Source organism: Bradyrhizobium sp. SZCCHNGR1005 (genome assembly GCF_032489995.1).
In the GTDB taxonomy this organism is placed as follows: Bacteria; Pseudomonadota; Alphaproteobacteria; order Rhizobiales; family Xanthobacteraceae; genus Bradyrhizobium.
In genome coordinates this window covers 184,741-209,918 of the sequence record NZ_JAUEZC010000003.1, presented here as the reverse complement: position 1 = coordinate 209,918, position 25,178 = coordinate 184,741, and the positions used below count along the sequence as shown (strand labels likewise).

General features: G+C 64.0%; 24 protein-coding genes. 12 read left to right on the top strand and 12 right to left on the bottom strand.

Going from position 1 to position 25,178, the window contains the following annotated elements:
- The first annotated feature begins 46 nt into the window (after positions 1 to 46).
- From QXZ85_RS13200 to QXZ85_RS13190, 3 genes are all read left to right on the top strand, one after another.
- The gene (locus QXZ85_RS13200) at positions 47 to 1,042 is read left to right on the top strand and encodes a Bug family tripartite tricarboxylate transporter substrate binding protein (RefSeq protein WP_316174285.1); all 996 of its coding nucleotides are present in this window, start codon (positions 47 to 49) and stop codon (positions 1,040 to 1,042) included.
- A gap of 49 nt (positions 1,043 to 1,091) precedes the next feature.
- Complete coding sequence (locus QXZ85_RS13195) at positions 1,092 to 1,640, top strand: tripartite tricarboxylate transporter TctB family protein (RefSeq protein WP_315704482.1); 549 nt, start codon at positions 1,092 to 1,094, stop codon at positions 1,638 to 1,640.
- Positions 1,641 to 1,760: 120 nt separating this feature from the next.
- Positions 1,761 to 3,278, top strand: a complete 1,518-nt coding sequence (locus QXZ85_RS13190) for a tripartite tricarboxylate transporter permease (RefSeq protein ID WP_316174283.1) — start codon at positions 1,761 to 1,763, stop codon at positions 3,276 to 3,278.
- Positions 3,279 to 3,335: 57 nt separating this feature from the next.
- Here QXZ85_RS13190 and QXZ85_RS13185 read toward each other — a convergent pair whose 3' ends face one another.
- The 9 genes from QXZ85_RS13185 to QXZ85_RS13145 form a co-directional block, all read right to left on the bottom strand.
- A complete protein-coding gene (locus QXZ85_RS13185) occupies positions 3,336 to 3,491 on the bottom strand; it encodes a hypothetical protein (protein WP_315704480.1) in 156 nt (51 codons plus the stop codon).
- 168 nt (positions 3,492 to 3,659) lie between these two features.
- A complete protein-coding gene (locus tag QXZ85_RS13180) occupies positions 3,660 to 4,850 on the bottom strand; it encodes a CoA transferase (RefSeq protein WP_315704479.1) in 1,191 nt (396 codons plus the stop codon).
- 199 nt (positions 4,851 to 5,049) lie between these two features.
- Positions 5,050 to 6,273 carry a phenylacetate--CoA ligase family protein gene (locus QXZ85_RS13175; protein ID WP_316174281.1) on the bottom strand — a complete coding sequence of 408 codons (1,224 nt, stop codon included), beginning with the start codon at positions 6,271 to 6,273 and terminating at the stop codon, positions 5,050 to 5,052.
- Between the two features lie 124 nt (positions 6,274 to 6,397).
- Positions 6,398 to 7,234 (bottom strand): ABC transporter ATP-binding protein, encoded by an 837-nt coding sequence (locus tag QXZ85_RS13170; protein WP_315729608.1) that lies wholly within the window; start codon positions 7,232 to 7,234, stop codon positions 6,398 to 6,400.
- A gap of 158 nt (positions 7,235 to 7,392) precedes the next feature.
- Positions 7,393 to 8,685, bottom strand: a complete 1,293-nt coding sequence (locus QXZ85_RS13165; protein ID WP_315768546.1) for an ABC transporter substrate-binding protein — start codon at positions 8,683 to 8,685, stop codon at positions 7,393 to 7,395.
- Positions 8,686 to 8,730: 45 nt separating this feature from the next.
- A complete protein-coding gene (locus tag QXZ85_RS13160; RefSeq protein ID WP_315704475.1) occupies positions 8,731 to 9,804 on the bottom strand; it encodes a branched-chain amino acid ABC transporter permease in 1,074 nt (357 codons plus the stop codon).
- Between the two features lie 3 nt (positions 9,805 to 9,807).
- Positions 9,808 to 10,701 carry a branched-chain amino acid ABC transporter permease gene (locus QXZ85_RS13155; RefSeq protein ID WP_315704474.1) on the bottom strand — a complete coding sequence of 298 codons (894 nt, stop codon included), beginning with the start codon at positions 10,699 to 10,701 and terminating at the stop codon, positions 9,808 to 9,810.
- 202 nt (positions 10,702 to 10,903) lie between these two features.
- Positions 10,904 to 12,835: a long-chain fatty acid--CoA ligase gene (locus tag QXZ85_RS13150; protein ID WP_315729607.1), complete on the bottom strand. Its 1,932-nt coding sequence runs from the start codon at positions 12,833 to 12,835 to the stop codon at positions 10,904 to 10,906.
- Positions 12,832 to 13,653 carry an ABC transporter ATP-binding protein gene (locus tag QXZ85_RS13145; RefSeq protein WP_315729606.1) on the bottom strand — a complete coding sequence of 274 codons (822 nt, stop codon included), beginning with the start codon at positions 13,651 to 13,653 and terminating at the stop codon, positions 12,832 to 12,834. Before QXZ85_RS13145 ends, QXZ85_RS13150 begins: the two co-directional genes overlap by 4 nt.
- A 274-nt stretch (positions 13,654 to 13,927) precedes the next feature.
- Between QXZ85_RS13145 and QXZ85_RS13140 the strand changes: the two genes are divergently transcribed.
- The 3 genes from QXZ85_RS13140 to QXZ85_RS13130 all read left to right on the top strand — a co-directional run bounded on the left by QXZ85_RS13140 (position 13,928) and on the right by QXZ85_RS13130 (position 16,770).
- Complete coding sequence (locus QXZ85_RS13140) at positions 13,928 to 14,602, top strand: Crp/Fnr family transcriptional regulator (protein ID WP_315704471.1); 675 nt, start codon at positions 13,928 to 13,930, stop codon at positions 14,600 to 14,602.
- 133 nt (positions 14,603 to 14,735) lie between these two features.
- Positions 14,736 to 15,833, top strand: coding sequence for a GDP-mannose 4,6-dehydratase (gene gmd / locus QXZ85_RS13135; protein WP_315729605.1), 1,098 nt, complete (start codon positions 14,736 to 14,738; stop codon positions 15,831 to 15,833).
- Positions 15,814 to 16,770, top strand: a complete 957-nt coding sequence (locus QXZ85_RS13130) for a GDP-L-fucose synthase (RefSeq protein ID WP_315747647.1) — start codon at positions 15,814 to 15,816, stop codon at positions 16,768 to 16,770. The genes gmd and QXZ85_RS13130 overlap by 20 nt, the downstream gene beginning before the upstream one ends.
- A gap of 86 nt (positions 16,771 to 16,856) precedes the next feature.
- Here the strand turns inward: QXZ85_RS13130 and QXZ85_RS13125 are convergent, their stop codons facing one another.
- On the bottom strand, positions 16,857 to 17,702 hold the full coding sequence (locus QXZ85_RS13125) for a uroporphyrinogen-III synthase (RefSeq protein ID WP_315747648.1): 846 nt from the start codon (positions 17,700 to 17,702) through the stop codon (positions 16,857 to 16,859).
- A gap of 151 nt (positions 17,703 to 17,853) precedes the next feature.
- On the opposite strand from QXZ85_RS13125, the gene purU reads away from it, so the two are divergent.
- Positions 17,854 to 18,717, top strand: coding sequence for a formyltetrahydrofolate deformylase (purU, locus tag QXZ85_RS13120; RefSeq protein ID WP_315704467.1), 864 nt, complete (start codon positions 17,854 to 17,856; stop codon positions 18,715 to 18,717).
- Here purU and QXZ85_RS13115 read toward each other — a convergent pair.
- Both QXZ85_RS13115 and QXZ85_RS13110 read right to left on the bottom strand, forming a co-directional pair.
- Positions 18,714 to 19,496: an NAD-dependent epimerase/dehydratase family protein gene (locus QXZ85_RS13115; protein WP_315768543.1), complete on the bottom strand. Its 783-nt coding sequence runs from the start codon at positions 19,494 to 19,496 to the stop codon at positions 18,714 to 18,716. The genes purU and QXZ85_RS13115 overlap by 4 nt on opposite strands.
- Positions 19,497 to 19,689: 193 nt before the next feature.
- The gene (locus QXZ85_RS13110; protein WP_315704465.1) at positions 19,690 to 19,974 is read right to left on the bottom strand and encodes a hypothetical protein; all 285 of its coding nucleotides are present in this window, start codon (positions 19,972 to 19,974) and stop codon (positions 19,690 to 19,692) included.
- 280 nt (positions 19,975 to 20,254) lie between these two features.
- Here QXZ85_RS13110 and QXZ85_RS13105 point away from each other — a divergent pair, with 280 nt between their 5' ends.
- The 5 genes from QXZ85_RS13105 (at position 20,255) to QXZ85_RS13085 (ending at position 25,038) form a co-directional block, all read left to right on the top strand.
- On the top strand, positions 20,255 to 21,433 hold the full coding sequence (locus QXZ85_RS13105) for an ABC transporter substrate-binding protein (protein ID WP_315704464.1): 1,179 nt from the start codon (positions 20,255 to 20,257) through the stop codon (positions 21,431 to 21,433).
- A 237-nt stretch (positions 21,434 to 21,670) separates the two neighbouring features.
- A complete protein-coding gene (locus QXZ85_RS13100; RefSeq protein WP_315729601.1) occupies positions 21,671 to 22,540 on the top strand; it encodes a branched-chain amino acid ABC transporter permease in 870 nt (289 codons plus the stop codon).
- 6 nt (positions 22,541 to 22,546) lie between these two features.
- Positions 22,547 to 23,578, top strand: coding sequence for a branched-chain amino acid ABC transporter permease (locus tag QXZ85_RS13095; protein WP_315704462.1), 1,032 nt, complete (start codon positions 22,547 to 22,549; stop codon positions 23,576 to 23,578).
- Positions 23,575 to 24,321 carry an ABC transporter ATP-binding protein gene (locus QXZ85_RS13090; RefSeq protein ID WP_315704461.1) on the top strand — a complete coding sequence of 249 codons (747 nt, stop codon included), beginning with the start codon at positions 23,575 to 23,577 and terminating at the stop codon, positions 24,319 to 24,321. The genes QXZ85_RS13095 and QXZ85_RS13090 overlap by 4 nt, the downstream gene beginning before the upstream one ends.
- Entirely contained in the window at positions 24,322 to 25,038 is a 717-nt protein-coding gene (locus tag QXZ85_RS13085; protein WP_315704460.1) for an ABC transporter ATP-binding protein, read from the top strand.
- The last annotated feature ends 140 nt before the right edge of the window (positions 25,039 to 25,178 follow it).

Genomic DNA, 25,178 nt, shown 5'->3' with positions numbered 1-25,178 from the left:
TAAGTCCGCAGTATCCGAGCAGGGTGCAAGCGGACTCGAACCGGGGATGAAACATTTGCGCAAGATCGTCACGATCGCGGCGTTGAGCGCCGTATTGTTCGCAACTGTGCCGGCTTCGGCCGGCTGGGAGCCGACCAAGCCGGTCGAGATCGTGGTCGCCGCCGGTGCGGGCGGCGCCTCCGACCAGATGGCGCGGATGATGCAGGCCGCGATCCAGAAGAACAATCTGATGAAGCAGCCGGTCGTGGTGTCGCTGAAGGGCGGCGCCTCCGGGGCCGAAGCGCTGATGTACATGAAGTCGAGCGAGGGCGATCCGAACAAGATCATCATCGCCTATTCGCTTATCTACATGCTGCCGCTGTCGGCGAAGCTGCCGTTCGACTGGCATGAACTCACCCCGGTCGCCGTGATCGCGCTGGACCAGTTCGTGCTGTGGGACAATGTCTCCGGTCCGAAGACGGTCAAGGAGTTCATCGCCGCCGCGAAGGCCTCGAGCACGCCGTTCAAGATGGGTGGCACCGGCTCCAAGCGCGAGGATCATGTGCTGACGATGTTCGTCGAGCAGAAGACCGGCGCCAAGTTCGCCTATCTTCCCTACAAGTCGGGCGGGGAGGCGGCCACGCAGCTGGTCGGCGAGCACACCGAATCCAACGTCAACAATCCCTCCGAGAACCTGGAAGTCTGGCGGGCCGGTCAGGTGCGCCCGCTCTGCGTATTCGACAAGGAGCGCATCTCCTACACCGCCAAGGTCACGGAGACGCAGTCCTGGCACGACATACCGACCTGCAAGGAAGAGGGGCTGGACGTGCAGTATCTGATGCTGCGCGCGATGTTCCTGCCGGGCAAAGTCACCGCGGAGCAGCAGGCGTTCTATGTCGACCTGTTCCACAAGCTGGTCCAGACGCCGGAATACAGGGACTACATGGAGAAGCAGGCGCTGAAGCCGGTGTTCCTCACCGGCAAGGATATGCTGCAGTTCCTGGAGGACGACGGTGCGCTCAACAAGCAACTGATGACGGAAGCCGGCTTTGTCGCCAAGTGATGCTCCGGAGCGCCACCCGGTGGCGGACGATGACCGTGTGAGTTGATCAATGTCTGACACCGAGATCGACATTGAAATCGACGTCGACGATCCGACCGCGCCGGAGGAGGGCTCGCCTGCCGTCACCTCGAACCGGTCCGTCGACATCGGCGTGTCGCTGCTGCTGCTCGCGCTTGCGATCACGCTCGGTTACGACAATTGGCGCACCGGCGCGTCCTGGGACGCAACGGGGCCGGAGCCCGGCTATTTCCCGTTCTATCTCTCGGTGATCCTCGGCGGCGCCAGCCTGTATGGAATCGTTGCCGCCGTGCTGTCGCGCAAGGAAGCGGGCGAGACCTTCGTCACCCGGGCCCAGCTGCGGCGCGTGCTGGCGGTGTTCGTGCCGACGCTCCTGTTTTGCATCGCGATGCAGTATCTCGGGCTCTATGTCGCGAGCTTCCTCTTGATAGCGGGCTTCATGCGGCTGGTCGGCAAGATCGCCTGGTGGAAGTCGCTGCTCACGGCCTTCGTCTTCAGCGCGGTGATGTTCGTGACGTTCGATGTTGTATTTGACGTGATCATGCCGAAGGGACCGCTGGAAGCGATGTTCGGGTATTAACCAATACTCTCACCAACCGTCATTGCGAGCGAAGCGAAGCAATCCAGAAATGAGGCGAACAACTCCTGGATTGCTTCGTCGCTTCGCTCCTCGCAATGACGGGGCAAGTGGAAATTCTGAATGGAAGCCTTAGGCCTGCTGCTGCATGGGTTCGCCGTCCTCCTGACCTGGAAGACGCTTCTCTTGATGATGGTCGGGCTCGTGCTCGGCATCTTTGTCGGCGTGCTGCCGGGGCTCGGTGGACCCAACGGTGTTGCGATCCTGTTGCCGCTGACCTTCACGATGGATCCGACCTCGGCCATCGTAATGCTGTCCTGCATCTACTGGGGCGCGCTGTTCGGCGGCGCCATCACCTCGATCCTGTTCAATATCCCCGGTGAAGCCTGGTCGGTGGCGACCACCTTCGACGGCTATCCGATGGCGCAGCAGGGCCGGGCGGCGGAAGCGCTGACGGCAGCCTTCACCTCGTCGTTCATCGGCTCGCTGGTCGCGGTGCTGCTGATCACCTTCCTGGCGCCGTGGATCTCCTCCTTTGCGCTGCGCTTCGGGCCACCCGAGTTCTTCGCGGTCTATCTGCTCACCTTCTGCTCCTTCGTCGGCCTCGGCCGCGAGGACAAGCACAAGACGGTGATCTCGATGTCGCTCGGACTGTTGCTCGCCGGCATCGGCATGGACACCGTGTCCGGACAGCTGCGGATGACGTTCGGCTCGACTGATCTGCTCCGCGGCATCAACTTCCTGGTCGCGGTGATCGGCCTGTTTGGCATCAGCGAGATCCTGCTCACGATGGAGGAGCGGCTGGCGCTGCATGGCCATGCCGCCTCGATCTCGCTGCGCACGGTGCTGTCGGTGTGGAAGGATCTGCCGAAATATTGGATGACGCTGCTGCGCTCGTCGGTGATCGGCTGCTGGCTCGGTATCACGCCGGGCGGCGCGATTGCCGCGTCGTTCATGGGCTACAATCTCGCCAAGCGTTTCTCAAAGGATCAGGCAAGCTTCGGCAAAGGCCGCATCGAGGGCGTGTTTGCGCCTGAAACCGCCGCGCACGCGTCCGGCACCTCGGCGCTGCTGCCGATGCTCGCGCTCGGCATTCCCGGCTCCGGCACGGCCGCGATCCTGCTCGGCGGGTTGATGGTCTGGGGCCTCAATCCCGGACCGCTGCTGTTCGTCGAGCACAAGGATTTCGTCTGGGGCCTGATCGCCTCGATGTATCTCGGCAATGTCGTCGGCCTGGCGCTGGTGCTGACCACGGTGCCGATTTTCGCCTCGATCCTGCGGGTGCCGTTCGCGGCCGTGGCGCCGATGATCGTGGTGTCCTGCGCGATCGGCGCCTATGCGATCCAGAACGCGATGTTCGATGTCTGGTTGATGCTCGGCTTCGGCGTGGTCGGCTATGTCTTCAAGAAGATCAAGATTCCGCTGGCGCCGTTCACGCTGGCGCTGGTGCTCGGCAGCCGCGCCGAGGACGCGTTCCGGCAATCGATGATCATCTCCAGCGGTGACATGCGCGTGTTCTGGTCGAACGGGCTGGTCGGCACCATCACGACGCTCGCGATCCTGCTGCTGTTCTGGCCGCTGATCGATCGCCTGGTCGCCGGCCTCAAGATGCGGAATCCGGCGGCGAAGGTTGAAGCGTAATTCGTCGTAGAATTGTCGAGGGGCAAAGCAGCCGCCGTAAGGCGGCTCGGCCCAGGCCTAGTGGATGGTCGCGGGCCGGCAGAAAATAGCAGGGCTGACGTCCTCGTCGAAGTTATCTTCAAGAAGTCCGCCGGCAGCTTCCAGCGCAGCCATGTTGGCCTGACGGGCCGCGTCCATTGCCGCGAGAAAATCCTTCAGTTCTGTTGCGCTCATGGACCGGCTCCCGGGCGGAGCCAGCCATCGATTGTGGCCGGCTCCATTGACGAAAAGAGCATATCGCGGTCCCGGAACGACCTCAATCTGGCCAACTCTGAAGTTCGGGCGTGGTGACATTCGGGCCACAGCGGGAAGCGGGCCCGCTTTTCGTCACATTGCAGCCGCTCAGACCACCCGATGCAGTCTGAGGTCGGCGATCTCGCCATCGGTGAAGCCGAATTCCGAGAGGACGTCTTCGGTCTGCTCGCCGAATTCCGGCGGGCGAGCGGCCATCCGGCTCGGCGTGCGCGACAGCGTGAAGGGCTGCGCGACCAAAGTAATGTCGCGGCCCTCCTCATTCGGCACAGGCTGCGCCATGCCGAGGTGCTTCACCTGTGCGTCCTCGAACACCTGATCGATGGAGTAGATCGGGCCGCAGGGGACGCCGGCGGCATTGAGTTCGCTCACCCATTGCTCGGTGGATTTCGTCACCGTGTGCTGATCGATCGCAGCGTTCAGCGCGTCGCGATTCTTCGAGCGCGCGGGCGCGGTGGCGAAATCGGGATTGTCGATCCACTCCGGCGCGCCGAGGGTCTGGCAGAAGCGCTCCCAGATCCGGCCGCCCGTGGTGGCGATATTGATGTAGCCGTCGGAGGTCCTGAACACGCCGGTCGGGATGCTGGTCGGGTGGTTGTTGCCGGCCTGCTGCGCGACGTCCTTTTCCATCAGCCAGCGCGCGGCCTGGAAATCCAGCATGAAGATCTGCGCCTGCAGCAGCGAGGTCTGCACCCATTGACCTTCGCCGGAGACATCGCGCTCGAGCAGCGCGGTGAGGATGCCCATCGCGCAGGACAGCCCGGCCGTGAGGTCGGCCACGGGAATGCCGACGCGCATCGGGCCTTGGCCCGGGGCGCCGGTGATCGACATCAGCCCACCCATGCCTTGCGCGATCTGATCGAAGCCCGGCCGCTTGTGATAAGGGCCGTCCTGGCCGAAGCCGGAGATGCTGCCATAGACGATGCGCGGATTGACCTTGCGTACACTCTCGTAATCGATGCCGAGCTTGGTCTTCACGTCGGGCCGGTAGTTCTCGATCACGACGTCGGCTTTCGCCGCAAGGCGCATGAACACCTCGACCCCGCGAGGATCTTTCAGGTTCAGCGTCATCGCCCGCTTGTTGCGGTGCAGGTTCTGGAAATCGGCACCTTGGCGCGGACCGCCCATGGACTCGCCGCCATTCTCCATCATCGCGTCGATCTTGATGACATTGGCGCCCCAGTCGGCGAACTGGCGTGCGCAGGTCGGGCCGGCGCGGACCCGGGTCAGGTCGAGCACGGTGAAGCGGGACAGGGCCTGCGAGGCGCGCGGGAAAGCCATGGACGAGGACTCCGGAAGACGCGAGACCGGATTGTATAGGAGAGGGTATCGGGCTCGGCAATTGCCGGGGAGCGATGCCTGCGCGAACGCCTATGTTGCTGGTGCAGGGCTGGGCAGCGAGCGTTCCTAATAGGTTCCTGCGAATTCGGTTCAACCTCGCGCCGCGTGCGAGGAAAGGGAGTGCGCCGCGCGAGTTCACTCACCGCTCGTCGGCGATGACCTTGCCGTCGTTGGGCAGCGAGCCGCTCGCGACCAGCTCGGCGGTTCCACCGAGCTTCGTTACGGTGCGCAACGTCGCGGTGAGTTCGGTCTGCAACGCCTCGCTCGGCGTGGAACATTCCGCCTTCAGCGTCATCAGATCGGTCTCGCCGCTGCGCGTCACCACCAGGCGGAGACGTCCAAGCTCCGGATGGCGTTTGGCGATCTCGGCAACCTGCTCCGGCCGCACGAACATGCCCTTGACCTTGGTGGTCTGATCGGCGCGACCCATCCAGCCCTTGATCCGCATATTGGTGCGTCCGCAGGCGCTGAGGCCGGACAGCTCGGCGGTGAGATCGCCGAGCGCCAGCCGAATCCAGGGATGTTCTGATATGAGCGAGGTAACGACGATCTCGCCGACCTCGCCTTGGGCCACGGGATCCCCGGTGCCGGGACGCACGATCTCGACGATCAGATCCTCGTTCACCACCAGGCCGTCGCGCGCCGCGGTCTCGTAGGCGACGATGCCGAGATCGGCGGTGCCGAATGCCTGATAGGCGTCGATGCCGCGCGCCTTGATCTCGGCCTGCAGCGACGGCGGAAACGCCGCGCCGGAGACCAGCGCACGCTTGATCGAGGAGGCGTCACGACCGGCGCTCTGGGCCGCGTCGAGGAGAATCTTCAAGAAGTCCGGCGTGCCGCTATAGCCGATCGGGCGGTAGGCCTCGATCAGCTCGAACTGCGCCTCGGTATTGCCCGGGCCGGCCGGGATCACCGCGCAGCCGAGCGCGCGCGCGGACGCATCGAAGATGAAGCCGCCGGGCGTCAGATGATAGCTGAACGTATTGAGCACGACGTCGCCGCGGCGAAAGCCGGTGGCGTAGAGCGCACGTGCCCCGCGCCAGGGATCGCACTGGTTCGTTTCCGGCTCGAAGATCGGACCAGGCGAGGTGAACAGGCGCGCGAAGCTTCCGGGCGCCGGCGCGACAAAACCGCCGAAGGGCGGCGCTGCCTTGTGCAGGGCCGGCAGCTCGGATTTGCGCAGCACCGGCAGCAGCGCCAGTGCGGCGCGGTCCGTGATTTCGGTGGGATCGATCCCCTTGAGCCGCTCGGCATAGGCGGGCGCCTGCATCGCCGCGCGCAGCACTGCGGGCAGGCGCGTGAACAGGTCCTGCTCGCGCACGTCGGGATCGCGGGTTTCGAGGGCGTCGTAATGGGGGGGCATATCCGGTCCTCAGATATTGTGCCGTCATGCCCGGGCTTGTCCCGGGCATCCACGTCTGTCCTGCGTGCTTCAAGGCGTGGATGGCCGGGTCAAGCCCGGCCATGACGATGTTGAGACATCTCGTTCACAGCCATCGCTTCCGCCGCTTGAAGCTTTTCAGGTTCTTGAAGCTCTTGCGCTGGTCGCCGGCGCCGCCGAGGTAGAACTCCTTGACGTCCTCATTGTCGCGCAGGCTATCCGCGGTGCCGTCGAGCACCACCTTGCCCTGTTCCATGATGTAGCCGTGGCTTGCCACGGACAGCGCCGCGCGCGCATTCTGCTCGACCAGGAGAATGGTCACGCCGAGGTCGCGGTTGATCTCCTTGATGATGGCGAAGACTTCTTTCACCAGCAGGGGCGACAGCCCCATCGACGGCTCGTCCATCAAGATCATCTTCGGCCGCGCCATCAGTGCGCGGCCGATCGCCAGCATCTGCTGCTCGCCGCCCGAGAGATAGCCGGCGAGCCCGGTGCGCTCCCTCAGCCGCGGGAAATAGTTGAACACCATCTCGATGTCGGAGGCGACCTCGCGATCGCTGCGGGTGAAAGCGCCGAGCTTGAGGTTCTCGAGCGAGGTCATGTCGGCGATGATGCGGCGCCCTTCCATGACCTGGAAGATGCCGCGGCGGACGATCTTTTCGGGATCGATGCCGTCGATGCGCGCGCCGTCGAATATGATCTCGCCGCGCGTGACCTCGCCGTCCTCGGTCTTGAGCAGGCCCGAGATCGCCTTCAGCGTGGTCGACTTGCCGGCGCCGTTGGCGCCCAGCAGCGCGACAATGGCTCCCTTCGGCACGTCGAGGCTCAAGCCGCGCAGCACCAGGATGACGTCGTCATAGACGACCTCGATGTTGCGGACGGAAAGGAGCGGCGCCGCGGCAGAGGGCGGTGTTGCGTTGGGCCTGTCGAGGGTTTCAACCATGTCCGATGATTCTCGCTGTCATCGCCCGCGAAGGCGGGCGATCCAGTATTCCAGAGACGCCGGGGATCGCCTGAGAAGCCGCGGCGTACTGGATCCCCCGTATGCGCGGGGGATGACGACTTTTGTTGTGGTCAGCACTGAGCCAACTCAGTCGCAAACTACCACCCCAGCCATTCCGGCTTGCGCGGCAGCTCGACGGTCTTGACCTTCTCGAGCTTGATCGTGCCCTTGGCCATCAGGTCGTTGAGGTCGCCGTCGGTCGGCCCGGTCACCTTGGCGCGATACAGATCGACCTTCAGCGTGCCGCGGTGGTCCTTCTCGGTCCAGGTCGAGGGATTGCAGACGCCCGCCATTCCTGCGGGGACCCAATCCTTCTTCTGATAGAAGCCCTTGGCGACGTTCTCGCCGGTGGCGCCGCCGTTCTTCGCCGCCCAGTCGATGGCTTCCTTCATGTAGAGCGCGGAGCAGACCGCAGCGACATAGTGCACGGGACGATAAATCTTGCCCGACGGATCGGACATCTTCGAGATCTCCATCACCGTCTTCATGCCGGGTGCATCGCCGCCCCAGCCGACCGCGGTGCGCAAGGGGAAGATCACGCCGTCGGCGGCATCGCCCGCGGTCTTGGCCGCGTTCTCATCCATGCCCCAGACGTTGGACAGGAATTGCACGTCGACGCCGGCGTTCTTGCAGGCCTTCATCACCGAGATGTTGGAGGCGGCGGTGTTGCCGAGATAGGCGTAGTTGGCGCCGGAGCTTTTCAGGCTCAGGCATTGCGCGCTGTAATCGCCGGGCGAGAGCGCAAACACCAGCGGAGGCAGGACCTCGAAGCCGAGCTCGATCGCCATCGCTTCGCCCGCCGCTTTCGGGGCGTTCGGGTAGGGATGGTTGGCGCCCATATGCACGAACTTCGGCTTGCCGGGCTTGCCCTTGGCCTTCCAATCCTCGGCGGCCCAGGTCAGCTCGGCGCGCAGCGCATCCGAATAGCTCGGGCCATAGAAGAAATTATACGGCGCGGGCTTGGCCTTGCCGCTGGCGCCTTCGGGATCGGTAAGCGCCGCGGCATAGGAGCCGGACATGTCCGGGATCTTGTCGTTGGCGAGGAAGCCGGTCAGCGCCTCGGTGTCGGCGGTGCCCCAGCCCATGATCGCCGCGACCTTGTTGTCCGGCGCCGACCATTTCTTGTACAGCGCGATCGCACGCGGCACCTGGTAGCCATAATCGTTGCTGTCGACCGCGACCTGCTTGCCGCCGATGCCGCCATTCTTGTTGATCCAGGCGAAGGTATCGGCAACGCCCTGGCCGTAGGGCGTGCCGACGTCCGAGGTGCCGCCCGAGAGATCCTCGAGATGGCCGATCGCGATCTGCCCGCTTTCGGCCTGCGCCTGCGATGCGAACGTACCTGCCAGAAGCACGAGCGCCGCCGAGCTCAATAGAGATTTAATCGTCATATCGCTTCCTCCTGATATGCGGGCCGGATTGTCGCCGGTCCCTTGTTAGTGTGAGAACGGGTAGAGCTTCCAATAGGCCTTGATCTGCCGCCAGCGATGCGCGAGCCCGTCCGGCTCGAACATCAGAAAGCCGATGATGATGAGGCCGATCGCGATCTCGCGCAGGAAAGTGATGTTGTTGTTCAGCGCCAGCGCATGATCGATGGCGCTGCCCTTCAGCAGCAGGCTGATCCACTCCATCGATTCCGGCAACAGCACCACGAAGGCGGTGCCCATCAGGGTGCCCATGATCGAGCCGGCCCCGCCGATGATGATCATGGCGAGAAACAGGATCGAGCGCTCGATGCCGAAGCCCTCCTGCGAGATCACGAGCTGGTAATGGGCGTAAAGCGCCCCGGCGATGCCAGCAAAGAAGGCCGCAAGACCGAACGACAGCGTGCGGTATTTGGTGAGGTTGATGCCCATGATCTCGGCGGAGAGATAGTGGTCGCGGATCGCGACCAGCGCGCGGCCGTCGCGCGTGCGCATCAGATTGGTGACCAGGATGTAGCTGGCCAGGAGATAGGCGAGCACGACATAGAAATATTGCCGGTCGCCGCGCAGCGTGTAGCCGAACATCGAGAACGGGTTGGCCGAGGCGGGCACCGAGCCGCCGGAGAACCACTCGGCGCGGGAGAAGAAGTCGAGCAGGATGTATTGGGCGGCAAGCGTGGCGATGACGAGATAAAGACCTTTCAGCCGTGCCGCCGGAATGCCGAAGATCAGCCCGACCAACGCGGTGACGACACCGGCGAGCGGAATCGCGAAGAACACCGGGATCGCATAGGTGTTGTTGATATAGGCCGAGGTGAAGGCGCCGAGCAGGAAGAAGGCGGCGTGCCCGATCGAGATCTGCCCGGTGAAGCCGACCAGGATGTTGAGGCCGAGCGCCGCGATCGCGAAAATCCCGATCTGGATCGAGATCGAGAGCCAGTATTCGGAGAACAATTGCGGCGCGAAACACAGCAGCGCCACGCCCGCAATCGCGAAATTGCGGCTGGTCCGGGTGGGAAAAATGGTGGTGTCCGCCGCGTAGGAGGTGCGGTAGTCACCGGCGGGGATCGTTGAACGAACTACCATGAGTCAGATCCGCTCGATGTCATGGGTGCCGAACAGGCCGTAGGGCTTGATCATCAGGATGATGATCAGCACGTAGAACGGCGCAATCTCGTACAGATTGCCCCAGTGCAGATACTGGCTGTCGACATATTGGGCGACGTTTTCCAGAAGCCCGATGATGATGCCGCCGAGCACGGCGCCGCCGATCGAATCGAGCCCGCCGAGGATCGCCGCGGGAAACACCTTGATGCCATAGGCGGACAGCCCCGACGAGACGCCGTTGACGACCGCGACGACGACGCCGGCGACCGCGGAGACGGTGGCCGAGATCGCCCAGGCCATCGCGAACACGTTCTTCACGGAGATGCCGAGCGATTGTGCGACCTGCTGGTTGAAGGCGGTGGCGCGCATGGCGAGGCCGTATTTGGAGGCACGGAAGAACCAGGCCATGCCGAGCATCATCAGGAGCGACACGACAAGGCTCATCACATAGACGGTCTGGATCTGCAGGCCGAAAATGTCGATCGCCGTGCTCGCGAACACCGGCGGGAACGGCTGCGGGTTGACGCCGAACATCCATTTCAGCGCGGCCTGGAATACGGTGGAAAGCCCGATCGTGACCATGATGACGGAAATGATCGGCTCGCCGATCATCGGCCGGAGGATGACGACCTGGATCGCGATGCCGAACACGAACATGAAGACGAGCGTCAGCGGCATACCGACCCAGAACGGCACCTGGAATTTGGTCAGCAGTGCCCAGCACACCCAGGCGCCGACCAGCAGTAATTCGCCCTGCGCGAAATTGACGACCTGCGTCGCCTTGTAGATCAGCACGAAGGACATCGCGACCACGCCGTAGAGCGTGCCGACCACGAGGCCGTTGACGAGAAGCTGGATGAGGAAGGAAGTGTTCATGATCGTGCGGGCGCGCTGCAGCCCTCTCCCCTTGTGGGAGAGGGTGGCTGCGCGGAGCGCAGCCGGGTGAGGGGTTCTCTCGGCTGGCGAGCAAGAGGATGGAGACCCCTCACCCGACCAAGCTTGGGGTAGGCAGCGGAGCTGCCCTCTCCCACAAGGGGGGAGGGCGCAGCAAAGCGCACCTTGCTTTGTTGATGCAATCTCACTCCGCGGCCTCCGCGATTGTTCCGTAGCCCGACATGTCGACTACCCGCAACGTGGTGCGGATGCGCTGGGTGGTGCCGTCCTGGAAGCGGATCACGGTATCGACCGGAATTCGCGGTTCGCCGCGATAGATTGCGTCGATGATCCCGGCGTATTTCTCGTTGATGACGCTGCGGCGCACCTTGCGGGTGCGGGTCAACTCGCCGTCATCGGCATCGAGCTCCTTGTAGAGCAAGAGGAAGCGCGCGATGCGCTGCGCCGGCGGCAGCGTCGTATTGACCGTTTCCACTTCCTTCTGCAGCAGCGCATAGACTTCGTTGCGCGAGGCGAGATCGGAGTAGGTGGTGAAGGCGATGCGGTTCTTCTCCGCCCATTTCGAGATGATCGAATAGCGGATGCAGATCATCGCCGCGAGCTGGTCGCGGCCCGCGCCGAGCACGACGGCTTCGGCGATATAGGGCGAGAATTTCAGCTTGTTCTCGATATATTGCGGCGAGAAGCGCTCGCCGCGCGAGGTTTCCGCGAGATCCTTGATGCGGTCGATCACGACGAGCTGCCCGGCGGCATTGAAATAGCCGGCGTCGCCGGAATGCATCCAGCCGTCCTTGATATCCGCAGCCGAGGCGTCCGGGCTCTTGTAGTACCCCAGGAACATGTTGGGATGGCGCACCACGATCTCGCCGATGCCCTGGCTGTCGGGCGCATTGATTTTGATCTCGATGTCCGCCGCCATCGGCACGCCGGTGGTGTCGGGATCGACCTTGTCGTCCGGATGCAGCGTGTAGGCGCCAAGCAGCTCGGTCTGGCCATAGAGCGTGCGCAGCGGCACGCCCATGGCGCGAAAGAACTTGAAGGTGTCAGGGCCGAGCGCGGCACCGCCGGTTGCCGCCGAGCGCAGCCGCGTGAAGCCGAGCCGGTCGCGCAAGCTCCGGAATAGCACGAGATCGGCAAAGCGCGAATGCTGGCCCTTTTCAAGCGCCGCGAGTCCCGTCGACATGCCGAGATGATACAGCCGCTGCTTGAGGGGCGTCGCGTCCATCACGCCGGCGCGGACGTCGGCCGCGATCTGCTCCCAGACCCGCGGTGCGAACAGCACGAAGGTGGGCGCGATCTCGCGGAAATCGTTCATCATCGTCTCGGGCTCTTCGACGAAGTTGACCTTCATCCGACAGAGCAGTCCTTTGCCGAGCACATAGACCTGCTCCATGATCCAGGGCAGCGGCAGCACCGAGACATATTCGTCGTCCGGCCCCTTGGGATCGAAGCTGAGATAGGTCGCGCAATGCCGCAGCACACGGCCAGCCGCGAGCATCGCAAGCTTGGGGTGCGAGGTGGTGCCCGACGTCGTGCAGAGGATCGCGCAATCCTCGCCATCGGTCGCATCCACCAGGCGGTCGTAGAGATCGGGGTCACGCGCTGCCCTGCTACGGCCAAGCTCGGCAAGCTTGGCGGCCGGCATCAGCCTGGGATCGTCGTATTTCCGCATCCCGCGCGGATCGGAATAGACGATATGCTTCAGCTTCGGCGCGCGGTCGGCGAGGTTCAACAGCTTGTCGACCTGCTCCTCGTCCTCGGCAAACACCAGCCGCGCTTCGCCATAGTTGAGGAGATAGGCAGCTTCCTCGTCCAGCACGTCGCGATACAGTCCGAGGCTCAAGCCCCGGATCGCGTGAGTGGCGATCTCGGCCGCGACCCAGTCCGGCCGGTTGTCGCCGATGATGCCGATCACGTCGTCCTTGCCGAGCCCGAGCTCGACCATGCCGAGCGCGAAGTCGCGCACGCGCCTCTGGTAGTCCGCCCAGGTGAAGACGCGCCACAGCCCGAGATCCTTCTCGCGCAGCGCGACCGCCTTGCCGTGCTCGCGCGCATTGAGCCGCAGCAGTTTGGGATAGGTGTCGGCCTGTGCGACCCTGGCAGCATAATCCATCATGCCGCGTTCTCCGCGACTTCGGCGACGTCGTCGGGATCGACCAGGAGCTCGTCCTCTTCGCCGAGATAGGCGCGTTTGACATGGGGATCGGCGAGCACCGCGGCCGGATCGCCGTCGGCGATCTTGCGGCCGAAATCGAGCACCATGACGCGATGGGAGATGTCCATGACGACGCCCATGTCGTGCTCGATCATGACGACCGTCATGCCGTATTCCTCGTTGAGGTCGACGATGTAGCGCGCCATGTCCTCCTTCTCCTCGAAGTTCATGCCGGCCATCGGCTCGTCGAGGAGGATCAGATGCGGCTCCAGCGCCATGGCGCGGGCGAGTTCGACGCGCTTGCGCAGGCCGTAGGAGAGGGTGCCGGCGGTGGCTTTGCGAACCGATTGCAGGTCGAGGAAGTCGATGATCTCCTCGACCTTCTCGCGGTGCTTGAGCTCCTCGCGCCGCGCGCCGGTCAGCCAGTACAGCGATCCCGTGAGGAAGTTGTTCTTCAAGAGGTGATGACGGCCCACCATGATGTTGTCGAGCACGCTCATGTGGTGGAATAAAGCTAGGTTCTGGAAGGTGCGGCCGATGCCGAGCGTCGCCCGCGCATTTGGCGGCAGCGAGGTGATGTCGCGGCCGCGATGGAACAGCCGGCCCTCGGTCGGTCTGTAGCGGCCGGAGATGCAATTGACGATCGAGGTCTTGCCGGCGCCGTTCGGGCCGATGATGGAGAACAGCTCGCCCTCGCGCACGCCGAAGCTGACATCGGTCAGCGCCCGTACGCCGCCGAACCGCAGCGACACCGCGCGCGCTTCCAACGTATAGTCCAATCTTTCCTCCCGAGGCTCCCCGGCGCTTGCCGCGCTCTTGGGTCCTTGTGCTCTTCTCGCGTTGCCGGTGATCCTAGCCCGGCCGCCGGTCGAACGCTATCCGACGAAGGATCGGCCGCGCGCTGATCCGCATCAACGACGCACACGGTCGTGAATAGAGGAAAGCGCGGCTGGGAAATGTCTTGCGCCCGACAATTGCCTGGTGAAAATCGCCGCAGCCCTGCTGCGTTGCAGCAAGATGGTCAAACAGGCTCCGAATTGACGAGATGAAGGTTTGATTGGTCAGGACTATCTTGAGCGCATCGCGCCGTGGTCGCGATATCTGAAGCCAGAGGAGATCGAGGCCGCTTGCGGCGGCATCGTCGAGCGCTCGTTCGCGGCCAACGAACACATCTTCCTGCGCGGCGACCATTTCGATTATTGGACCGGCATCGTCTCCGGGCTCGCGCGGATGAGCATCGTGTCCCGCGGCGGCAAGGCGACGACTTTCACGGGCATGACCGCGGGGGCTTGGTTCGGTGAGGGCAGCATGCTCAAGAATGAGCCGCGCCGTTACGACGTGGTGGCCCTGCGCGACACCCGGCTTGCGCTGATGGACCGCGGCACTTTCATGCGCCTGTTCGAGAACAGTGTCGGCTTCAACCGGTTCCTGGTCACCCAGCTCAACGAGCGGCTTGGCCAGTTCATCGGCCTCGTCGAATATGGCCGCACGCTGGATGCCACGGCGCGGCTGGCGCGCAGCATCGCCTCGCTGTTCAACCCGATCCTTTACCCCAACACGACCCGGCATCTGGAGATCACGCAGGAGGAGGTCGGCGCGCTCTCCGGCCTATCCCGGCAGAATGCCAACCAATGCCTGAAAATGCTGGAGCGGGAAGGCCTGTTGCGGCTTGAATATGGCGGCGTCACGATCCTGGATCTGAACCGGCTGCGCGGTTACGGTGAGTAACAATCAGCCTCTATTCCGATACCTAAAGCGCTGATACTGATAAGTTCGAGGTTACGCTTGGCGGGCTCCGGATGCTAAGGGGCGGTCCCAAGAGCGACCGGCGGAGGTGCCGGCACAAGCGGTTGGAGAGGGCATGGCGATTGAGTGCAAGGGACGTGTTGCGCTGATCACCGGGGTGACCGGGCAGGACGGCGCCTATCTCGCCGAATATCTCCTCGGCCTCGGCTATACCGTTCACGGTATCAAGCGGCGGTCGTCATCTTTCAACACGGCCCGGGTCGATCACCTCTACCAGGACCCGCACGAAGACAATGTGCCATTCCTGCTGCATTACGGCGACATGACGGATTCGAGCAATCTGATCCGCTTGGTGCAGCAGATCCGTCCGACCGAGATCTACAATCTCGCGGCGCAAAGCCATGTCGGCGTCAGCTTCGAAAGCCCGGAATACACCGCCAATGCCGATGGCCTCGGCGTGCTCCGGCTGCTGGAGGCGATCCGCATCCTTGGCATGGAGAAGGAGACGCGGTTCTACCAGGCCTCGACCTCGGAGCTTTACGGGCTCGTGCAGGAGGTCCCGCAGCGGGAGACCACGCCATTCTATCCGCGCTCGCCTTACGGTTGTGCGAAGCTCTACGGCTATTGGATCACGGTGAACTACCGCGAGGCCTATGGCATGTTCGCCTCCAACGGCATCCTGTTCAACCATGAGAGCCCGATCCGCGGCGAGACTTTCGTGACGCGCAAGATCACCCGCGGCGTCGCCCGCATCGAGGTCGGGCTCGAAGAGAGCATTTATCTCGGCAATCTCGAGGCCAAGCGCGATTGGGGCCATGCCCGCGACTATGTCGAGGGCATGCATCGGATCCTGCAGGCTGATGCGCCCGACGATTTCGTGCTGGCCACCGGCGAGGCGCATTCAGTGCGCGAGTTGGTCGAGCTCGCCTTCGCCGAGGTGGATCGCTGCATCGATTGGCGCGGCGAGGGCGTCGAGGAGATCGGGATCGATCGTAAATCCGGCAAGACGGTAGTGCGGATCGATCCGACTTATTTCCGTCCGACCGAGGTCGATTTGCTGATCGGTGACTGTAGCAAGGCGCGCGACAAGCTCGGCTGGAAGCCGAAGATGAGCTTCACCGACTTGGTCAGGGAAATGGTGGCGAGCGATCTGGCAGCCGCCCGGCGAGAGGTGGCCCTTGGCAGCATGAGCTATGGCAGCAATACCATTTGAGCTCACCGGCAAGACGGTGTTCGTCGCCGGCCATCGCGGCATGGTCGGCAGTGCGCTGGCCAGGCGGCTTTCGCGCGAGGATGTTGAACTGATCACGGCCGGCCGCAGTGAGCTGGATCTGCGCGACCAGGCCGCCGTGTTCGCCTGGTTCGCCAGGATGAAGCCGCAGGTGGTGTTTCTGGCCGCCGCCAAGGTCGGCGGCATCGTCGCCAACAACACGCTGCGTGCCGAGTTCATCTATGACAATCTCGCGATCGCCGCCAACGTGATCCACGCCGCGCATCTCAACGGCGTCGAGAAGCTGATGTTTCTCGGCTCCTCCTGCATCTATCCGAAGCTCGCGGCCCAGCCGCTGCGCGAGGATGCGATGCTGACCGGACCGCTGGAGCCGACCAACGAGCCTTACGCGATCGCCAAGATCGCCGGCATCAAGATGGTCGAGGCCTATCGCAGCCAGTACGCTTGCGACTTCATCAACGTGATGCCGACCAATCTCTACGGTCCCGGTGACAATTATCATCCCGAATACAGCCACGTGGTGGCGGCGCTGATCCGGCGCTTTCACGAAGCCAAAGTGGCGGGCGCGCCGCAAGTGGTGGTCTGGGGTACCGGCACGCCGCGGCGCGAATTCCTTTATGTCGATGACATGGCTGACGCCTGCGTCCATCTGATGAAGACCTATTCCGATCCACAGCTGGTCAATATCGGCACCGGCGAGGACATCAGCATCGCCGACTTCGCCCGCGTCGTAGCGGCAGCGGTCGGCTATACCGGGGCCATTGCGTTCGATCCGTCGCGGCCGGACGGCACGCCGCGCAAGCTGCTCGATGTCTCGCGGCTGACAAGCCTTGGCTGGCGCGCGTCGACCGCGCTGGAGGACGGGATCAGGCGCGCGTATCAGGCCTATTTGCGGGAGACGCGACGGGCGGCGGAGTAGGGCAACGTCATTGCGAGGCGCGTCGGCGTGGAAGCAGTCCGGTCTTCGCTGGCGGTCTGGATTGCTTTTATTCGCAATGACGGCAGTTATGTCGAGGTCGCGTTGCGCGGCGGCTTCGCGCCTAGCGCCGCCGCCATGGCCGAGATCAGCGGCTTCATGAAGTAGGCCTCGCCGGCCGGTGTGATCGTCGGGCTGACGCCATGCGCCAGGAGCTCCTCGGTGACGACAGGGCCGACCGATGCGACGGGCGTCCGCTTCAGTCCCTCGCGCAAGCGGTCTTCGACGCCATGCGCCTTGGCGACATCGAACAGCCGGCGCGGCTGGCCGGAACTGGTCAGTGCGATCGCGTCGATCCGTCCCGCGGCCATCTCCTCCACGGCGGTGAGAATATTGGCATCCGCCGCTTTGGCGTCGTAAACATAAGGCAGCACGGCATCGACCTCGGCGCCGCGCGCCGTAATGGCGCCGATCAGCGCGCTGTGGTCCTTGTCGGGATAAAGCTGCAGGCCGACACGATGGCCCTTCAAGTCGTAGCCTGACAGCAGCTCTGCGACGCCTTCGGAGGTCGGCTTCTCGGTCGTGACCTGCGGCTCGAGCCCGAGCTCGCGCAAGGCGCGGCCAGGTTTGGGGCCGCGAGTGAATTTGCGGGCGCCGCCAAGCGCGGCAACGAAGGCCGGCTCGACCTGGAGCCGCCGCACCACAGTCATCAGCCGGCGCAGTCCTTCGCCGGTCATCAGCACCAGATCGTCGCAGGGCTTGGCGATGAAGCGGTGGATCCAGGCTTCGATCGGCGCCGGATCCGGCGCGTCATGGATCGTGAACATCGGACATTGCAGCACCTCGGCGCCCTGTTCGGCGAGCAGCCGGGAGAACTGCGCCTCCTCGCGGGTTTCGAGGATCAGGATGCGGTAGCCGGTGAGCCTGTCAGCCATGATGGAGCTCGAACAAAATGCAGCACGGTTTGTTCATCTTGACCCCTGTTGGGGCGTTGGCGCAAGGGCAGGGTCGGTGATAGAGCAGGGCGCGAAAGCGAGGGTGCCGCCCTTGCCTGATCCCTCACGTCATCCTGGTCACCCCGTCGCCATGCCCGACCATCAATATGTCCTGACCCTGTCTTGCCCGGATCGCCCGGGCATCGTCTCGGCCGTCTCCACCTTCCTCGCCCATAACGGCCAGAACATCCTCGACGCCCAGCAGTTCGGTGATCTCGAGACCGGTCATTTCTTCATGCGCGTGGTGTTCACCGCCGCCGATCTCGCCGTCAACCTGCCGGCGCTGCAGACCGGCTTTGCCGCGATCGCCGAGCGGTTCAACATGGACTGGCAGCTGCGCGATCGCGCCGCAAAGCGGCGGGTGATGCTTCTGGTGTCGAAATTCGACCACTGCCTGGTCGATATCCTTTATCGCTGGCGCACCGGTGATCTTCCGATGGTCCCGACCGCAATCGTCTCCAACCACCCCCGTGAGACCTACGCCGGTATCGACTTCGGCGATATCCCTTTCCACCACATGCCGGTCACCAGGGAGACCAAGCGCGAGCAGGAGCAGGCGATCCTCAAGCTGGTCGAGGAGACCAAGACGGACCTCGTGGTGCTGGCGCGCTACATGCAGATTCTCTCCGATGAGATGTCGGCGAGCCTCTCAGGCCGCTGCATCAACATCCATCATTCCTTCTTGCCGGGCTTCAAGGGCGCAAAGCCTTATCACCAGGCCTATGAGCGCGGGGTGAAGCTGATCGGCGCCACCGCCCATTACGTCACGCGCGATCTCGACGAAGGTCCGATCATCGATCAGGACGTCGAGCGCATCAGCCATCGCGACACGCCGGATGATCTGGTCCGCAAGGGCCGCGACATCGAGCGGCGCGTGCTGGCGCGCGCCATCCGCTATCATCTCGACGATCGTGTCATCCTGAACGGCCGCAAGACCGTGGTGTTCGTGGATTAATCGAACAGTGGGCGGAAGTCGCGTGCGCTCCAGCCGAAATCCCTGATCGCCGGCGTGGCGTCGAACGCCATGTCCTGCATCATGCGCAGGCCCATCGCGACATTCGCGCCGGGAAAGAGCGGCTTGAGCAGCGGGAACATCGTGCGCCAGAGCGGGGCGGGGACGGACGGGGTGCGCCGGGGCACTCCGAGCCCATCGAAGATGCGGCCGATCATTTCCCGGTAGGTCAGGGTTTCGCCGCCGGGCACCGCGTAGATCTTGTCGGTTGCGGCGGGCGCCGCCGCAGCTGCAATCATACCGCTTGCAAGGTCCTCGGCATGGACCGGCTGGCGCAGGCCCCTCCCGCCACCGACCAGCGGCATTACGCCGAATCGCCGGATAAGCCTCGACAACGGCGTGATATTCTTGTCCCGGCCTTCGCTGTAGATCAGCGTCGGGCGCAGGATGGTCCAACCGATCCCGCTCTGCGTGCAGGTCGCGGCGATCTGGCGCTCGGCTTCCATGAGTGAGCGCCAGCCGTCGCGCTCGCTCTGCTCTTCGCTGTCCGCTTTGGTGAAGATACTGGTCGAACTCAGCACGACCAGCCGTTGCAGGCCGGGACGTATGAAATGGGGCAGTGCCGGAGCCAGCAATGTCGCGCGCGCGGTGCAATAGAGCGTGTCGAATGGCGGCGGTTCGGCCTGTGCCGGCCGTTCCAGATCATAGGGCAGGTAACCGACATCGGATCTGGCGGGGGCAGAGCGCATGAGCGTCAACGGACGCTCGCCGCGCGCGATCAACTGGTCGAGCAAATAATTGCCGACAAGGCCGCTGCCGCCGATGACCAGGCTTCTCTGTTGTTGCTCGATGTGTCTTTCCACAGGACCTTGCGTGGCTTCCGAGCCGGGCGAAGTCAAGGCGCGAAGGCGAACGGGTGTTCCCATTGAAGCCAATAATGAGAGCATTCTGGAGGGAAGTGCAGTACGGGTTGTGTTACCGCGCGGGTGTTGCGGTCTGCGCGTTGGGGTTTGACTGCGTCTCCTTGTCTCGTTCGGCGGCCGGAGTCTGCCGGCGCCGCTCGCGCTCCTTGATGAATTGATCGTATTCCGGGGTTCCCGGGCGCGGTGGGGCATCGCGCGGCAGGCCGCCGGCCCATTGCGGAATGTAATCGCCCATGCCGGCCGAGACCTTCTCGTTGACGGAGGCGCAGCCGGCGACGCTCGCCGCGAGCAGTGCGGATGCGAACAGCTTGGCAACGAACTGAAGACGGGCCGGCATGCAGTCGAGAATCCTTCGCGTGGCGGGTTGCGCGCCGAACCCTGGAGGCTCCGCCTTGATCGGTCAATTCGCCGCTTCGTGAGTTTGGTAACGATTTACCACTATTTGGCAAGGCCTCGGCGCTGTGCCCCACTTGGTCGCAGGCTTCCCCTATTGTCGCCATTGACAATGTCGCGGCTATTCCGCAGCGATGCGCCCGACATCGTGCGTGGTGTCAAGGTGAGCAGACAAGAATGGCCGGGGACCGTTGGGTCCTGAACGACCCAGGGAGGAATTGGGTATGTTTGTGAGAGGCAAATTACTGGCGATGGCGAGTGCGGCCTTGGTCGGGACGGCGGTCGCCTGCGGCGCCGCGCGGGCCGAGGACGTCTTCAAGATTGGGCTGATCGTGCCGATGACCGGCGGCCAGGCGTCGACCGGCAAGCAGATCGACAATGCGATCAAGCTCTACATGCAGCAGAACGGCGATACGGTCGCCGGCAAGAAGATCCAGATCATCCTCAAGGATGACGCCGCGCTGCCCGACAACACCAAGCGGCTGGCGCAGGAATTGATCGTCAACGACAAGGTCAATGTGATCGCCGGTTTCGGCGTGACACCTGCGGCTTTTGCGGCGGCGCCCTTGGCTACTCAGGGCAAGATCCCGGAAGTGGTGATGGCGGCCGGCACCTCCGTTATCACCGAGAAGTCGCCGTATATCGTGCGCACCAGCTTCACCCTGCCGCAGTCCTCTACCATCATCGGCGATTGGGCGGCGAAGAACGGCATCAAGAAGGTCGCGACCCTGACCTCGGACTACGCGCCGGGCAATGACGCGCTGGCCTCGTTCAAGGAGCACTTCACTGCCGGCGGCGGCCAGATCGTCGAGGAAGTCAAGGTGCCGCTCGCCAATCCGGACTTCGCACCGTTTCTGCAGCGCATGAAGGATGCCAAGCCCGACGCGATCTTCGTGTTCGTGCCGGCCGGACAGGGCGGCAACTTCATGAAGCAATATGCCGAGCGTGGGCTCGACAAGAGCGGCATCAAGGTGATCGGACCGGGCGACGTCACCGACGACGACCTGCTCAAGGACATGGGCGATGCCGTGCTCGGTGCCGTCACCGCGCACATCTATTCGGCGGCGCATCCCTCGGAGAAGAACAAGGAGTTCGTCGCGGCCTATGAAAAGGCGTTTGGCAGCCGTCCGGGCTTCATGGCGGTCGGCGGCTACGACGGCATCCACCTGATCTACGAGGCCTTGAAGAAGGACGGCGGCAAGACCGACGGCGATTCGCTGCTCGCGGCGATGAAGGGCATGGCCTGGGAGAGCCCGCGCGGCCCGATCTCGATCGATCCGGAGACGCGTGACATCATCCAGAACGTCTATGTCCGCAAGGTCGAGAAGGTGAACGGCCAGCTCTATAACGTCGAGTTCGAGACCTTCAACGCGGTCAAGGATCCGGGTAAAGCGAAGAAGTGACGCCGAAGGGCGTCATCCCGGGGCGCACGGACGGTGCGCTCCCTCCCCCGCTTGCGGGGGAGGGCTGGGGTGGGGGCGCCACACGGCACGCTGCCCGGGTGGAGAGACTTCCCCCACCCGCATCGAATCTTCGATACGATGCGACCTTCCCCGCAGGCGGGGGAGGCTGGACCGAGCAAGCATGGTATGCGCGCCCTTCAGAGGAAGGGGTGAGACCGGGGACCGAATTTAGACGCCATGACCGCTGTTCTCACCAATCTGTTCGATGGCGTCGCCTACGGCATGCTGCTGTTCGTGCTGGCCTGCGGCCTCGCCGTGACGCTCGGCCTGATGAACTTCGTCAATCTGGCCCACGGCGCCTTTGCGATGGCCGGCGGCTATGTCTGCGCGGTGTTGGTCAACCAGACCGGCTGGCCGTTCTTCGCCGCGCTGCCGCTGGCATTCGTCGCGAGTGCGGTGATCGGCGCGGCACTGGAGCGCACGCTCTATCGCCATCTCTATACGCGCAGCCATCTCGACCAGGTACTGTTCTCGATCGGGCTCGTGTTCATGTCGGTCGCCGCGGTCGACTACATCATGGGGTCGTCCCGCATCTTCATCAAACTGCCGGAGGTGCTGGAAGGCCAGTTCGACGTGTTCGGCGTCGGCATCGGCCGCTACCGGCTGATGATCGTCCTGATCTGCGGTCTGCTCACGGTGCTCCTGCAACTCGTTCTGGCCAAGACCCGCTTCGGCAGCCGCCTGCGCGCCGCGGTCGATGACCCGCGCGCCGCAAGCGGGCTCGGCATCAACGTGCCGCAGGTGTTCGCTTTCACCTTCGCTTTCGGCTGCGGGCTCGCTGGCCTGGGCGGCGCCCTCAGCGCCGAGGTTCTCGGGCTCGATCCGTATTTCCCGCTGAAATTCATGATCTACTTCTTGATCGTGGTCACCGTCGGCGGCTCCTCCTCGATCACAGGCCCGTTCCTGGCCTCGCTGCTGCTCGGCATCGGCGACGTTGCCGGCAAATATTACGTGCCCAAGATGGGCCCCTTCGTCATCTACACCATGATGATCGTGATTCTGATCTGGCGCCCGAACGGATTGTTCGGCCGCACCGCTGCGCGGTGATTTGAAATGACCGCACAGACCGATGTCGCCTATCACGCGCGCCAGCATGGCCGCTGGCACTGGAGCGAAGTTGCGTTCTGGGTCGTCGTGCTGGCCTGCGCCTTGGCCTTTCCGTCGCGCTACCTGATCATGACCGAGGTCGTACGGCTCGCGCTGTTCGCGCTCTCGCTCGACTTGATCCTCGGCTATGCCGGCATCGTCTCGCTTGGACACGCGGCGTTCTTCGGCGTCGGCGCCTACTGCGCCGGCCTCTTGTCGGCCCACGGCCTGATCGATGAGCCACTGCTCGCATTGATCGTCGCGGGGCTCGTCACGATGCTGCTGGGATTCGTCACCAGCTTCCTGGTGATCCGCGGCGCCGACCTGACCCGGCTGATGGTCACGCTCGGCATCGCGCTGCTCCTGGAGGCGCTGGCCGAGCGCTTCTCCAACGTCACCGGCGGCACCGATGGTCTGCAGGGCATCGACATCAAGCCGCTGCTCGGCCTGTTCGAGTTCGACATGTTCGGCAGGACCGGCTTCTTCTATGCGCTGGCCGTGCTGTTCGTGCTGTTTCTGCTCGCGCGGCGGATCGTACATTCGCCGTTCGGCCTGTCGCTGCGCGCGATCAAGAACAATCCGTTGCGGGCTGCGGCGGTCGGCATTCCCGTCAATCGCCGGCTGATCGCGATCTACACGGTCGCGGCGTTCTATGCCGGCGTTGCAGGTGCCCTGTTTACCCAAACCACTGCGATCGCTTCGCTCGACGTGTTCGCATTCGAGAAGTCGGCGGATCTGATGCTGGTGCTGGTGATCGGCGGCGCCGGCTATCTCTATGGCGGGTTGATCGGCGCGGTCGTGTTCAGGATCCTGCAGGAGGTGTTCCAGACCATCACGCCGCAATATTGGATGTTCTGGATCGGGCTCGTGCTGGTGGTGATCGTGCTGGTCGGACGCCAGCGCATTCATGCTGCCGCGCTATATGTGCCGAATCTGGTGCTCAAGCAGCTCGCTGGCCGTAAGGCCGTGGTCGCTCTGTCCGACAACGAGGCGCCATGACCATCGCGCTGGAAACCAGGAATCTGGAGAAGAATTTCGGAGGCTTGCGGGTCACCCGCGATCTGTCGCTCCGAATCGCAACCGGCGCCCGCCATGCGTTGATCGGGCCGAACGGCGCCGGCAAGACCACTGTCATCAACCAGCTCACCGGCGTGTTGCAGCCGACCTCGGGGCGCATCCTGCTGGAGGGCGCCGATATCACCGACCTGCCGGTGCACAAGCGCGTGCTGCGCGGTCTGTCCCGGACATTCCAGATCAATCAGCTCTATCCCGACCTGACGCCGCTCGAGACGATCGGGCTTGCGGTGTCCGAACGGCTCGGCCGCGGCGGCGACTGGTGGCGGCGGATGGGAACGCGCGACGACGTCACGGCCGAGATCGCCGAGACCCTGGGGCGTTTTCGCCTGCTCGACGTCATGAACGACAAGACTTCGACCCTGCCTTACGGCAAGCAGCGGTTGCTCGAGATCGCGGTCGCGATCGCGGCCAAGCCGCGCGTCTTGCTGCTCGACGAGCCCGCCGCCGGCGTGCCCGAGGGCGAACGCAAGGACATCCTGGCCGCGGTCGCGGCGCTGCCGCGCGACGTCACCGTACTTTTGATCGAACACGACATGGACCTGGTGTTCTCCTTTGCCGACCGCATCTCAGTGCTGGTCTCGGGCGCGTTGCTGGTCGAGGGCCCGCCGGATGAGGTCGCGCGCGATCCGCAGGTGAAGGCGGTCTATCTCGGCGAGGCCGCGTGAATGAGTGATCTGCTTGCCATCGAGAATCTGCGCGCCGGCTACGGCCAGGCCGTGGTGCTGCCGAACATGTCGCTGAAGCTGCCGGAAGGCCAGGTGCTCGCGCTGCTCGGGCGCAACGGCACCGGCAAGACCACGCTGATCAATTCCATCGTCGGCGTTACCCGGCGCTTTTCGGGCCGAATCGCGCTCGCCGGCCGAGACATCACTAGTCTGCGCGCCGACCAGCGCGCCCGCGGCGGCATCGGCTGGGTGCCGCAGGAGCGCAATATCTTCCACTCGTTGACGGTGGAGGAGAACATGACCGCCGTGGCGCAGCCGGGACCTTGGACGGTCGAGAGGGTCTACGGGATGTTCCCGCGGCTCAAGGAACGGCGCAGCAATTACGGCAACCAGCTCTCCGGCGGCGAGCAGCAGATGCTGGCGATCGGGCGCGCACTGACGCTCAATCCGAAAGTGCTGCTGCTGGACGAGCCGACCGAAGGGCTGGCGCCGATCATCGTCGAGGAGCTGTTGGCCGCCATCGGCACCATCAGCCGCGCCGGCGGACTGTGCTCGATCATCGTCGAGCAGCATGCGCAGAAGATTCTGGGGCTCGCCGACCGCGTCGTGATATTGGAGCGCGGCATGATCGTGCATGATGCGCCATCGAGCGCGCTGAAGGCCGACCCGGCGCCGCTGGAGCGGCATCTCGGCGTGGCCGGCGCCGCCGTGCATTGATTGCGCCGGTGTCGACGCAACTTGCCGCATTCGGTATTCAGGCGATCATTGTCGCGGGCTAGGTGAGGGCTCTCTCACCGGTCGCTGGGTCAGGCAGGGAGCGTCGCAATGGTCGAACCTGCAGCAGAATTGGCGGAATC